The sequence below is a fragment of the Paenibacillus sp. FSL H8-0034 genome, from assembly GCF_038000305.1.
Classification (GTDB): domain Bacteria; phylum Bacillota; class Bacilli; order Paenibacillales; family NBRC-103111; genus Paenibacillus_S.
Map to the genome: position 1 here is coordinate 5600447 of NZ_JBBOBS010000001.1, position 12248 is coordinate 5612694.

A 12248-nucleotide genomic window follows, 5' to 3' on the forward strand; every position below is an offset into this window, starting at 1 on the left:
ACCAGCTTAAATAAGCGATAGCGTTGCAACTTAGCATTAAGGCACTGAATAGTAGTGGTTTTTTTATGTTCCGGACCAACTGGCACGAAGTCAGTTGGTCCCTCTGCATACCGGAAAGGAAGCTCATGGACTGAGCTTATATCCTTCAAGTCTTTTCACAGCTGAATCCGGCTCAATTAAAGTCCCGGCCCCCTTTCACATTGTTACCTCGCGTACATAACGATAAGACGGTGATGCTGCACACGATGCATGGATATAGCTCGAGTGCCCCTTATGCGATTTGTAGGATAGTAAGGTGTGCTGAAACCGACCTTGTTCCTCCAGCAACAGGAGTGATGGTTAGCGCCTCAGCATTGCCAGCAGGGTTTCGTACAGTGAGTATTGAATTGATGACAGTCGTTTCGACAAGAGCAATTCCTACTATTTGAGAAGTACCGGTTGCTCGGCCGACTACCGTATAAGCTAGATCATCATCATTAAGGGTTAAAATTAGTTGGCCCGCTTCGTCCACACTCACCTGAAACAAGACCTGATAAGTGCCAATGACAGACAAGTTAAATGTACTTAAACTAGAACGGAAGATGGAGGTCCCACTAGTAGGTCCATTTTGAGGAAAACTTACGTCTGTCCCCGGAGCAACTGTTGCGTCGTTATCAGGAGGCATCAACGCAAAAAAATCCGCAAAGCCTAATGTTCCTCCTGCCGGTCCTTGTGCTCCTGTTAGTCCTTGCGTTCCTTGTGCTCCCGCTGGGCCTTGTGTTCCCTGCGCTCCCACTGGGCCTTGCGTTCCTTGTGCTCCAGTCGGGCCTTGTGTTCCCTGTGCTCCTGCTGGGCCTTGTGTTCCCTGCGCTCCTGCTGGGCCTTGTGTTCCCTGCGTTCCTGCTGGGCCTTGTGTTCCTTGTGCTCCCGTCGGGCCTTGTGTTCCCTGTGCTCCTGTTGGTCCTTGCGTTCCGGGTGCTCCCACCGGGCCTTGCGTTCCCTGCGCTCCTGTTAGTCCTTGTGTTCCTTGTGCTCCTGCCGGACCTTGTGTTCCCTGTGCTCCTGTTGGTCCTTGCGTTCCGGGTGCTCCCGCTGGGCCTTGTGTTCCTTGTGCTCCTGCCGGACCTTGTGTTCCTTGTGCTCCTGCTGGACCTTGCGTTCCCTGCGCTCCTGTTAGTCCTTGTGTTCCTTGTGCTCCTGCCGGACCTTGTGTTCCTTGTGCTCCCGTCGGGCCCTGTGTTCCCTGCGCTCCTGCCGGGCCTTGTGTTCCTTGTGCTCCCTGCGCTCCCGTCGGGCCTTGTGTTCCCTGTGCTCCTGTTGGTCCTTGCGTTCCGGGTGCTCCCGCTGGGCCTTGTGTTCCCTGCGCTCCCACTGGGCCTTGTGTTCCCTGTTCTCCCGCCGGTCCGGTCGCTCCTGTTGCTCCGACTGCTCCTTCGAGCCCTCGCGGGCCTGTTTCTCCTGTCGGTCCTACTGGTCCCTGCCGCCCTCGCGACCCTTCCGGCCCCACGGGTCCCTGGAGTCCTCTTGGTCCCTCCGGCCCTTCGGGTCCCGGAGGGCCAGGAGGGCCGTTAAATTTACCCATAGTCTCATCTCCCTATTATTAGATGTACTGCATCATATTTAAAAGATTAATAAGATAAGCACAGTAAATGCCTATCTATCTTAAAAATAGGTGATTGCAGCCGTACATTCGCTGATTTTCTATACAACTATGCGATTGTCCTATGCACAGATGTCTATGCTAGCATTAACTAATAAAAGAGATTGAAGCTAAGGAGTGATGAGATGGAGAAGCGCCCATTAATAGGTATTCTGGTAACTAAAAGGAATAGCAGAAAAAGAATTTTGGAGCTTTATCATCGTTATCACAATCTAAATCTGAAGCTTATCGCCTTTACACCAGCAGATATTATTTGGAAGGAACAACGTATTATTGGACTTGGCCTGAAAAAGGGTAGATGGACACAAAGCTCGTTTTCCTTTCCTTATGTCGTCTACAACCAGAGCTTCAACAAACAAACTGAAACTGTTCAACGCCTGGAGCGGGTATTAGGCAGAAACAAATGCTTCAACAATATCAATTTTTTCAATAAATGGGATCTCTATAACGTGTTAAAACAGTCAAAGCTTAAATCCTGTGTCCCCGACACATTTTTATATAATGAAGTGAAGGTATCAGAGCTATTAAAGAAGTTTAAACTGCTCTATATTAAACCTTACTACGGATGTAAGGGAAAGTCCGTATATCGGGTTGAGTTAACTGATCATGGAGATATTCATATCTCTCTACACAGCCTTGCTCCAAGAATCATTTGCAGAAAATACGAAAACCTTCAGGAAAAATTGGATAAACTTCTTGGGCAAAAGAAGAAATACATCGTTCAGCAAGGCATTCGGATGAGTCCGCTTGATCAACAATATTTTGATATTCGGGTCCTTGTCCAAAAAAATATTGTTGGAGAATGGACGGTTTCCAGCCTCGCCTGTAGAGTAGCCTATAAACATTACTTCAACACAAGCATATGTGAAGCCATGTATGATGCTGCAGAATTTCTTCCGCGTTTTTTCGCGCCGATAGAAATGAATGAAATCCTTCAAACTTTGCAAGAGCTAAGTATAAAAGCCGCTTATGAAGCAGAAACACATATGGGTTCATTGGGAGAATTGAGCGTGGATTTTGTATTAGACGAACATAGTAAGCTACGGATCATGGAGTTGAATGGTAAACCTCAGAAAAATATATATAAAGACCTTAAATCAAACAAACACACCAAACTAATTTATAGCAGACCCATGGAATATGCTTATTATCTCTCGCAAAATTGAAGAAGAACAAGTGATTAATGGCTTCATGCCAAAAAAGCTGCAAATTCGATGATCCGCAGCTTTTCAGCTTTCCCACTATACAACTTTCGCACCTCTGTGTCATGCTTTACAAACCGCTTTATTTTGCGTAATCTAATTCAAGACCAACTTATAGAATAAAGGAGCCGCTCAGCATGACAAAGGATCAAATCAAGGCAAGAATTGCCGAATTAAAATACGATTACATTCGTATTCAAGAGGATATTGAAAAAATGGAGTCCACAGGTGGCAGTATAACCAACGCTGAACGTCAGCTTCAGGCTATTGAGGATGAATTAAAGCTGCTTCATCAGCAGCAGTGATCCATCCTCAAACTTTTATCCCCCTGCCTTAATCCATAGCACCCTCCAAATTTTTGAACTGATTGTTAAACATTCGATTATAGGCGCCCTGCTCGTTGATCAAACGGTCATGGCTGCCTTGCTCCACAATCTCACCGTGATCGATAACTGTGATCGTATCCGCATCGCGAATGGTGTTCAAACGGTGGGCAATGATAAAGCTCGTGCGCCCCTGCATGATACTTAACAAAGCATCCTGGATGTGAAGCTCGGTTCGAGTGTCAATGCTGCTCGTAGCTTCATCAAGAATTAAGATGGATGGCTTCGCTAATATTACCCGGGCAATAGCCAGAAGCTGCCGCTGTCCCTGGCTTAAATTACCGCCATTCTCCGAAAGCAGCGATTCGTACTGATTGGGCAGACGTTTAATAAAAGCATCTGCATTGGCCATTACTGCCGCAGCTTCGATTTCCTCATCCGTCGCATCGGATTTGCCATATTTGATGTTTTCCTTGATTGTACCTGAGAATAAGTACGTATCCTGCAGCACGATCCCAAAGGCTTTTCTCAAGCTGTCCCTCGTATACTCCTTGATATCTCTGCCATCAATCAGGATTCTTCCGCCTGTTACATCATAAAACCTCGTTACCAGATTGACGATTGTCGTTTTTCCAGCTCCTGTTGGTCCTACAAATGCGGTGCTGCTGCCTTCCTGCGATTCAAAGCTGATATTTTTCAGGATGGGCACATCAGGACGATAACCAAAGCTGACATTTTCAAATACGACATGACCTTTAGCGTTTTCCAAAGGGATCGCGTTCGGTGCATCGGCCGTTTCCTCAAGCTCGTCAAGCACCTCAAATACACGCTCCGCTCCGGCAACACCAGATTGCAGCACGTTAAATATGTTGGCGATCTCATTAAGCGGTCTGACAAACTGCCGCGAGTAGCTCAGAAAGCTGGCAATAATACCGACAGTGATCAAACCTTTGACAGCAAGCACGCCACCTACTACAGCGACCGCAGCAAAACCAATATTGTTAATCACGGCGAGCAGCGGCATCAAAAAACCTGACCATATTTGCGCCTTCAAGCCCACCTCGCACAGCTTGGCATTTACGGCATCAAATTCTTCTATCGCTTTGTTTTCACGATTGAAAGCTTTGACCACCTCAATACCGGATATCGTCTCCTCGACATGACCGTTCAGCTTGCCGAGCTGAACCTGCTGATCCTTGAACAGCACACTCGTTCTTTTGGTAATCGTACGGGCCAGTAAATAGACGAGTGGCACTGTAATCATACTGGCCAAGGTTAGTAATGGACTTAAGATCAGCATCATCACCAAGGAACCGATAATCGCGATCGAACCGCCCATCAGCTGTGTGATCGATTGTGATAAGCTGTTGCTCACATTTTCAATATCGTTGGACAAGCGGCTCATGATTTCACCGTGCCTGCGGGAATCGAAGTAGGCGAGCGGCAGCTTTTGCAGCTTTTCAAATAAGGCAGTTCGCAGCTTCATCACGATACGTTGGGAAATACCCGCCATCAACCAGCCCTGCAAAAAGGTAAGCAGTGCATCAGCCACATAAGCAGCTATTAATGCTATTATGACCAGTTCCAGCAGCTTGAAATTGACGGCTCCGGCGCTGCCGCCGGTCATCGTGTCTACAGAGACACCAATAAGATAAGGTGCGGATAATGTAAGCGCTGAATCAATAACTACAAACATAAACACAACCATCAGCAGCTTTCTTTCACTGCCTACATAATGCCACAGCCGCCGCATGGTAGCTTTAAAGTTTTTGGGTTTGACTACAGCTCTCCCGCGGTTCATCATTCCCGGTCTTCCCGCACCTGCCATCATGGGAATATCCGGCTGCACGGACGTCGGCTTCTGTTCATTTTTCTCCGGCATTTTTGAGTGTCTCCTTTCCCATCTGGGATTGGAATATTTCCCGATAAACCTCGCAGCTTTTCATCAGCTCATCATGCTTGCCTGTACCGACAATCTGACCTTGATCAAGCACAACAATCGTGTCAGCATCCATGACAGAGGTAATCCGCTGCGCAATAATGAGACAGGTGAGATCTTTGGCATACATTTTCAAAGCATGCTTGATGTTGGCCTCAGTCGTGACGTCGACCGCGCTGGTGCAGTCATCCAGAATCAAAATTTCCGGCTGCCTCACCAGGGCACGTGCTATGGAGACACGCTGCTTTTGCCCACCGGAAAAGTTAACGCCATGCTGTCCCAGCACGGTCTCATAGCCCTCGGCAAAAGAACTGACAAAATCATGGGCATCAGCCATTCGCGCCGCTCTCTCAACCTCTTCCATCGTGGCATCTTCTTTGCCAAATCGAATATTTTCGAGTACAGTGCCTGTAAACAGCATCGTTTTTTGCGGAACAATGGCAATCTTTTCACGAAGCTGCTTGGGATCCATGTCCCTGACATCCTGCCCATTGACCCGAATCACACCTGCGCTTACATCGTAAAAACGCGGAATGAGCGACACCAGGCTGCTTTTCCCAGAGCCCGTAGACCCGATAATACCTACGGTTTCACCAGGCAAACAGGTCATTGTCAAATTTTTGATCACAGGGGGCCCAGACGTTTCCGCGTAAGAGAAGCTTACGTTCTCAAAATCGACTCTTCCCTTTATAGCTGTCGCGTTCATAGCTCCGTAATTTCCTGCCATCCCATTCTCCTGTATAAACACTTCATTAATACGCCCAGCCGAAGCCTTGGCCCTCACAAACATATTAAATACCATCGTGATCGTCATCAACGCGAACAATATCTGCGTCATATAGTTGACAAAAGCAATGATATGCCCGACCTGCATACTGCCAGAGCTGACTCGTATTCCTCCAAGCCAGATCACGGTTACGATCCCGAGATTCACCGTCAAGGTTATTGCGGGACTGAACACAGCCATAGCCCTCATCGCTATCGTGGAACGAGACTGATATTCCTGATTGGCTTGATCGAATTTATTAACCTCATAATCAAAACGGTTGAACGCTCTGACCACTCTGACGCCGGACAAATATTCTCTCATCACACTGTTAACACGATCCAGCGCCTTTTGCACCTTGATAAAAAAAGGAAAGCCTATCTTCATATTGATAAAGATTAATATCCCGACAATCGGAACTACGACAACAAGCACCAACGAGAGATGGGGATTCAGACGGACAGCCATAATCAGTGCACCGATACAGAGCAATGGCGCCTTGGCAAAAATCCGCATAAGTCCGTTCGCAAAGTTTTGTACCTGAGTGACGTCACTGGTCAGTCGGGTGATCAACGCAGCCCGATCAAATTTGTCGATATTTTCAAATGAAAGCGATTGAATTTTACGAAATAAATCGGAACGCAGCTCGGCAGCAAACCTTTGGGATACATGGGTTGCCAGAATGTTCCGCATGGAAGCAGATACCGCACCAACTGCCGTAATCAGCAGCATAAGACCGCCCATACGCAAGACAAAATCCAGCTGCTGTTTGGCTACGCCTACATCGATAATTTCAGCCATAACGCTCGGCAGCAGTAAATCGCATATGGCTTCTAAAGTCAGAAATGCAAAGGCAACACTGAAAAGCTTCCAGTACTTACCTGCATAGCTATGTAAAAATTGCATGGAGCCATTCTCCTCCAATCGCCACAGTCTGAAGCTTGTCTTTTCATGCTAGCTGTTCAGAGCTCCTACCGTCTGCAGCCAGGCTTTAGCAATCAGTGCGTGACCTCCAGGAGATGGATGCACACCGTCCGGTGCCCAGAAAGCAGCCGCCGCACGTGTAGAAGCCTGCGCAAATAAACCGTCCAAACAAACCAGTCTGGCTCCGAAGTCTACAGCCAATTCACGAACAACTGTAATTTTCGGATCCAAATCTTCTCTCCAGCGCTTACGATCCTCCGGTACCGGCAGCAGGAACGGTTCGATCAGAACAAGTCTGGCTCCTGTCGCAGCTACCGTTTCCGTCAGCAGCTTACGATAACCTTCAGCGAATTGCTCTGTGGAGGTAGGATCATTGCGGTCATATCGACGCCAGGTATCGTTAATTCCAATATAAATCGATACCACATTAGGCTTCAAATCGATACAATCCTGCTGCCAGCGCTGCTGCAAATCGACAACGCGGTTGCCACTGATCCCTCGGTTTATAAATGTCGCTTGCTTTTCTGGGTATAGGGTCGAAAATTGCGCAGCTGCCATTAACGCATAACCTTTACCGAGATCATCCGATTTGTCGCGGTTCCGACCTGCATCGGTAATACTATCTCCTTGAAATAACACTACATCGCCCTGCTGAATCCATGCTTCCATCGGCTACTTCCTCCTAAGGTTCAATACGAATAGGTATAAAAAAAGCTTTGATTATTATACCATATTTTTGAAAAGCAACAGCTACTAAATATGACTTCGATGTCGTTGTTACAAATTAAAGTTTGTCCTCTTGATTGTCGTCCGTTAGTGAATCCGTTTCTGTTGGCTGAACAGCTTTGTCATCCATACTGGGATTCGGGACAGAAACCAGCAATTGTTTCAAATTGTTTTGAAAATTGGTCATTATTTCTTGAAATTGAGCTGCATGCTTGGAGGCGGGGTTTTCCTGCACGGCTTCTGCTGCTCTCGCCATTAAATAAATAGCTTCAGACCATTCCTTCATAAAACCTCGCAAATCACGCTTTCTATGGCCACCACCGGCATGCCTATGTCGTCCAGGACGTTCCCAGTGATCCTCTGGCAGTTTGTTCTCTTCACCTTCTCTTTCACGAAGAGCTGCCAGTCCCTCATCCGTTATTCGGTAAAGCTTCTTACCATCAGCTTCATCAATGAAGCCTAAAATAAGCTTCATGTCTTCCAGCAGCTGTAAATTAGGGTAGATAGAACCTGCACTTGGGGTGTACAAGCCACCTGTCTTCTCTTCCATAGCCTTGATCAGCTGATAACCGTGCATCGGCTCCAAGGCCAACAACTCCAGTAAAGCGAATTTGAACTCCCCGCGCTCAAAGAAACGACGTTTGCCTTCCCCCCGTCCTCCAAAACCTCCCTGCGAACCGCCATGACGGTACCTCAAAAACTTCTCTTCATGAGCAACACCTTTTCGTCCATAATGACGTCCATGGTTAAATCTCATATTATGTTCACTCCTCAATACGATATATCGTAATAATATAACGATATATCGTATTCGTCAACAACCTTTTGTATTCTATTTTCTTTAATACCGATATGAGCACAAAAAAGGAGATCCAGGATCTCCTTTTTTGTGTAATTCCGATGAACAAGTCAAGCTCTGCAGGCGGGATTCACAATTAGCTTCTTAAGCCATATTCTCCCACATGGCCTGAGTCACTTCCATGCTTGTTTTTTCCTGCTTAAGACCTTTCAGTATATCCTCGACAACACCCTCCATCAGCGCCAAGTGGCCTTGAACCGTAGCACCGGCGACATGAGAAGAAAGCAGCACATTATCCAGCTTCGTGAGAGGACTATCCGCAGGCAGCGGCTCCTTGGTAAACACATCAAGCGCAGCGAAAAACCGGCCCTTTTGCAGCTCTTCTATAAGCGCTTCCTCATCAAGCACATCGGCTCGGGAAGAATTGATCAGAATGGCGCCATCCGGAATCGAAGCGATCATCTCTTTCGTCACCATTTTATAAGTTGCCGGAAGCTTTGGCGCATGAATCGATATGATCGAGCAGCGCATGACCTCCTCCAGACTGGCTTTGGTAACCTGCAGCTGAGCTGCCGCTTCATCCTTTAAATACGGATCATACACAAGCACGTTGACATGAAAGGGGGCCAGCAGCTTAAGAAATGCCCTTGCCGTCGAGCTGGCGGACACGATTCCAATCGTCTGTCCCGCTAATTCTCTGCCCTTTAAAGAACTGACACGCCATTGCCCTGCTTTCACCTGCTTATCAAAGGTTGGCATATAACGAAGTGAGGACATCAACACAGTTAAACAATACTCGCCTACACTATGAGCAATTCTTGGTGCTGCCGAGAAGACGCGTACCTGCTTGGAAAAAGCCGTTGGCGGGATTCTTCCTTTAACGGTACCTGCAGCGTGTCCGATCACCCGCAGCTTTGGCGCCTGCTCCAGCATCGCCTCAGTAATTGCTGGAGAACCCCAGCTGGTGAGAATGATCTCAGCCGATTCGATTAAAGCAGCGAGCTCTTCTTCGGTGTAATCAACACCCGTTTCATTCCATACCGGATCAAAATGCTCGTTGATCAAGCTTCTGCAAGTATCTGAGCAGACCTCATCTAATCTGGACTTCGGTGGTAGTACAAGTGCCTTCGGTTTCTCCATTCTCCTGTTCCTTCTTTCTATAAGTTTAAGTCATAATGGCTAGCTGCGACTCCTTCACTTCAAAGCGCAGCGGTCCGTTGCTGTAAAATTGCTGCAGTTCCTGTACCATCAACGTGCCTATTCGCAAGCGTGAATCCGGATTGACTCCAGCCAAATGCGGTCTTACGATAACGTTGTCCATGTGGCGAAGCTCGCTGTCAGCAGACAGCGGCTCCACAATAAATACATCCAGTCCGGCATAAAACCGCTTCTTCCTCAGCTCCTCAATTAATGCAGCCTCATCAATCAAATCCCCTCGTGCTGTATTAATGAGCAGAGCACCATCTCGGAGCAGCGACAATTCCTTGTGCCCGATCATCTGATACGTTTCCGGTACCTTAGGGGCATGCAGCGACACAATATGGGATTCTGCTATCACCTCATGCAAAGATTTTAGCTCGACATTCCATTCCTGAGCCTGTTCTGCCGACACAAAGGGATCGCAGCCAAGCAGCTTGACGCCGAACGGTTGAAGCAGCTTAATCACCTCGCGTGCAACCATGCCCAAGCCAATCAAACCGACGGTTCTTCCTCTTAATTCATACGTTTCATATATCGCGCTTTTGGCATTTCTGCCTGTTCCCATCTCCTTGTTCACGGGAATGATCTTATGTCCCAATGCCAAAATTAATGCCAGCACCGATTCACTGACCGAAACTCCGATCGCGTAGTTGCTGTTCAGCACCCGAATTCCACGACGATAAACGTCAAGGGTAGGCAGAATCGGCTTCACGGAGCCAGCCATGTGAGCGATCAGCTTGAGCTGATCGGCATGCTTTAGCACCTCTTCACTAATAGGAGCGCTTCTCCAGGTTGTGATGACGGTATCCACTCCCTGAATGTGCTCGCATAGCTCCTGCTCGGTAAATGGACGATGATGCGGGTTCCATATGATATTGCCGAGCTGATGGATACCTTCAAGGCTCTCATCGGTGAAAAAGAGTTCGATCTGATCGTGTGGAATTTGCACCAAAATGGTACGCATCGAAGCCATGCCCCCTTCCAGTCACTTATTTCTTGACGTTTTTCCCGTCGAGAGCTTTTTGGTAAATGTCCAAATATTTTTTAAGATTCATTTTATCCAGTGTGGCTACATAGTTGGTCCATTCTTTCTCAATGTCCAAATCTCCTGTAACAAAACGCGCAATGCTCGTTTTTACATAGTCATTGATCGTTTTGTCCAACTCAGCGAGCTGTTGAGAATCGGCAGGAGAGAAAAATAACGGCGGAATGATCTCATCGATTTTCGGCTTATAAGGATCGTAATTTTTCTTCGTAATGTCGTAATACATTTTTTCTTTGTCTGGAAGCTTCAGCACCGCTTGACCTGCATAGTAGTCTTTATCGGTCCGGTAGTTCAGACCGTATTGTGCCCAGTTCTCATTTTGTACACGCCCGTAAGGGATTAATAGTCTGTAGCTTGCCGGGTTGCCGTCTCGACCCAAATCACCTGGTTTTGCTTTTTCCCATGCAGAGCCTTCCACACCGAAGTTCGAATACAAGGAGGCTTCAAACGTATACATCGCGTCCGCCCACCGCATCGTCGCTTCCGGATTTTTATTGGCGTTCGTCATAATAAATTGGCCTTTACCGTTAGCAATTTTGTCGTAGGCCAGCCACGTCGCTTTTTGTACGCCATTGGGTCCTTTGAGTGGTGCAATCGGTTGATACTCCAGCCATCTTCCGCTTTTGCCTTCAACAATTGTAATATCCGAAGGAGAGTGGGCAGGAATAGCTCCGCCGATCGCAATATCCGGATTTTCGGCAATCTTTTTCAAGCCTTCCTTATCGATCGTGAATGATTGGCGGTCAAGCAAGCCGTCTTTATACAGCTTATTGAGGTACTTGAGCCCTTCCTTCCATTCAGGCTTATTGTAGGCCACGTCCACTTTACCATTATTAACGAGCATCCGTTTGTTGCCATCATCATAAATAAAGGAATTCATCAAAAATACGTCAATGTCCGATTTGGAAACACCTTTGGCTGTGCCGCCGATCAGGGCAATTTCATCTGCCTTGCCATTACCGTTCGGGTCTTTTTCTTTAAAAGCCTTCAGCATGTTATAAAATTCATCAAGGGTAGTCGGCTCCTTCAAGCCCAGCTTATCCAGCCACGGTTTGTATACGTACATTTTGTAATCCAAGGAACAATGGAAGCAATCATTAATGTAAGGCAGTGTGTAAATTTTATTGCCAGGTGCGGTTACCGCACTCTTGGCTTCAGGCATTTCCGCAAAAATTTTCTTCGTGTTATCCCCATATTTTTCGATCAAATCGGTAAAGGAAACGAAGGTACCCTGCTCTCCATAAATCATCTGCTGTTCGGGAGAAACATCGAGATTCATCAGGACATCCGGTAAATCACCTCCGGCCAGCAATAAATTCAGCTGCTCCTGATAGCTTTTTTCATCCAAAATCGTCCAATCGACATGGACATTGGTTTTATTTTCAAGCCATTTGGTATATCCATTTGTTTTCATGTCTTCAACCAGACTGCTGCCTCTAATCGCGACCTTCAGCGTAATTTTGTCTTTTACAACAGGGAATTGCCCCACTGGCGTTACATTAGAAGCGGTCGCGCTCTCTTTGGGCGCAGTCGTAGTGCCTGCTGCCGGGGCAGCCTGGTCTTTCGTGCATGCAGATAAAATCAATGAGGCGCACATTGGGACCGCCAGCATCATGTTCAGCTTTTTTCTCATACAGTCAACCTCCCTTTTCTTATCAATCATCATTGTACGTCAAGCATCATTA

General features: G+C 47.1%; 10 protein-coding genes. 2 read left to right on the forward strand and 8 right to left on the reverse strand.

The window, feature by feature from the left end:
• Window positions 1-271: 271 nt before the first annotated feature.
• Window positions 272-1561, reverse strand: a complete 1290-nt coding sequence (locus NST47_RS25360) for a collagen-like protein (protein WP_341157613.1) — start codon at window positions 1559-1561, stop codon at window positions 272-274.
• Window positions 1562-1764: 203 nt separating this feature from the next.
• Here NST47_RS25360 and NST47_RS25365 point away from each other — a divergent pair, with 203 nt between their 5' ends.
• Both NST47_RS25365 and NST47_RS25370 read left to right on the forward strand, forming a co-directional pair.
• A complete protein-coding gene (locus NST47_RS25365) occupies window positions 1765-2805 on the forward strand; it encodes a YheC/YheD family endospore coat-associated protein (RefSeq protein ID WP_341157614.1) in 1041 nt (346 codons plus the stop codon).
• A 173-nt stretch (window positions 2806-2978) separates the two neighbouring features.
• Window positions 2979-3146 (forward strand): SE1832 family protein, encoded by a 168-nt coding sequence (locus NST47_RS25370; protein WP_341157615.1) that lies wholly within the window; start codon window positions 2979-2981, stop codon window positions 3144-3146.
• A 28-nt stretch (window positions 3147-3174) separates the two neighbouring features.
• Here the strand turns inward: NST47_RS25370 and NST47_RS25375 are convergent, their stop codons facing one another.
• The 7 genes from NST47_RS25375 to NST47_RS25405 all read right to left on the reverse strand — a co-directional run bounded on the left by NST47_RS25375 (window position 3175) and on the right by NST47_RS25405 (window position 12196).
• Entirely contained in the window at window positions 3175-4995 is a 1821-nt protein-coding gene (locus tag NST47_RS25375; protein WP_341159752.1) for an ABC transporter ATP-binding protein, read from the reverse strand.
• A 34-nt stretch (window positions 4996-5029) separates the two neighbouring features.
• The gene (locus tag NST47_RS25380) at window positions 5030-6775 is read right to left on the reverse strand and encodes an ABC transporter ATP-binding protein (protein ID WP_341157616.1); all 1746 of its coding nucleotides are present in this window, start codon (window positions 6773-6775) and stop codon (window positions 5030-5032) included.
• 48 nt (window positions 6776-6823) lie between these two features.
• Window positions 6824-7462, reverse strand: coding sequence for an SGNH/GDSL hydrolase family protein (locus tag NST47_RS25385; RefSeq protein WP_341157617.1), 639 nt, complete (start codon window positions 7460-7462; stop codon window positions 6824-6826).
• Between the two features lie 115 nt (window positions 7463-7577).
• On the reverse strand, window positions 7578-8276 hold the full coding sequence (locus tag NST47_RS25390) for a PadR family transcriptional regulator (RefSeq protein ID WP_341157618.1): 699 nt from the start codon (window positions 8274-8276) through the stop codon (window positions 7578-7580).
• Between the two features lie 186 nt (window positions 8277-8462).
• Window positions 8463-9458 (reverse strand): hydroxyacid dehydrogenase, encoded by a 996-nt coding sequence (locus tag NST47_RS25395; protein WP_341157619.1) that lies wholly within the window; start codon window positions 9456-9458, stop codon window positions 8463-8465.
• Between the two features lie 25 nt (window positions 9459-9483).
• Window positions 9484-10482: a hydroxyacid dehydrogenase gene (locus NST47_RS25400; RefSeq protein WP_341157620.1), complete on the reverse strand. Its 999-nt coding sequence runs from the start codon at window positions 10480-10482 to the stop codon at window positions 9484-9486.
• 25 nt (window positions 10483-10507) lie between these two features.
• Window positions 10508-12196 (reverse strand): ABC transporter substrate-binding protein, encoded by a 1689-nt coding sequence (locus NST47_RS25405; RefSeq protein WP_341157621.1) that lies wholly within the window; start codon window positions 12194-12196, stop codon window positions 10508-10510.
• Window positions 12197-12248 lie beyond the last annotated feature (52 nt).

Bases quoted from the DNA above. Each gene is read 5' to 3' on its own strand.
- NST47_RS25360 (WP_341157613.1), bottom strand. From the start codon at position 1,561: ATGGGTAAATTTAACGGCCCTCCTGGCCCTCCGGGACCCGAAGGGCCG.
- NST47_RS25365 (WP_341157614.1), top strand. From the start codon at position 1,765: ATGGAGAAGCGCCCATTAATAGGTATTCTGGTAACTAAAAGGAATAGC.
- NST47_RS25370 (WP_341157615.1), top strand. From the start codon at position 2,979: ATGACAAAGGATCAAATCAAGGCAAGAATTGCCGAATTAAAATACGAT.
- NST47_RS25375 (WP_341159752.1), bottom strand. From the start codon at position 4,995: ATGATGGCAGGTGCGGGAAGACCGGGAATGATGAACCGCGGGAGAGCT.
- NST47_RS25380 (WP_341157616.1), bottom strand. From the start codon at position 6,775: ATGCAATTTTTACATAGCTATGCAGGTAAGTACTGGAAGCTTTTCAGT.
- NST47_RS25385 (WP_341157617.1), bottom strand. From the start codon at position 7,462: ATGGAAGCATGGATTCAGCAGGGCGATGTAGTGTTATTTCAAGGAGAT.
- NST47_RS25390 (WP_341157618.1), bottom strand. From the start codon at position 8,276: ATGAGATTTAACCATGGACGTCATTATGGACGAAAAGGTGTTGCTCAT.
- NST47_RS25395 (WP_341157619.1), bottom strand. From the start codon at position 9,458: ATGGAGAAACCGAAGGCACTTGTACTACCACCGAAGTCCAGATTAGAT.
- NST47_RS25400 (WP_341157620.1), bottom strand. From the start codon at position 10,482: ATGCGTACCATTTTGGTGCAAATTCCACACGATCAGATCGAACTCTTT.
- NST47_RS25405 (WP_341157621.1), bottom strand. From the start codon at position 12,196: ATGAGAAAAAAGCTGAACATGATGCTGGCGGTCCCAATGTGCGCCTCA.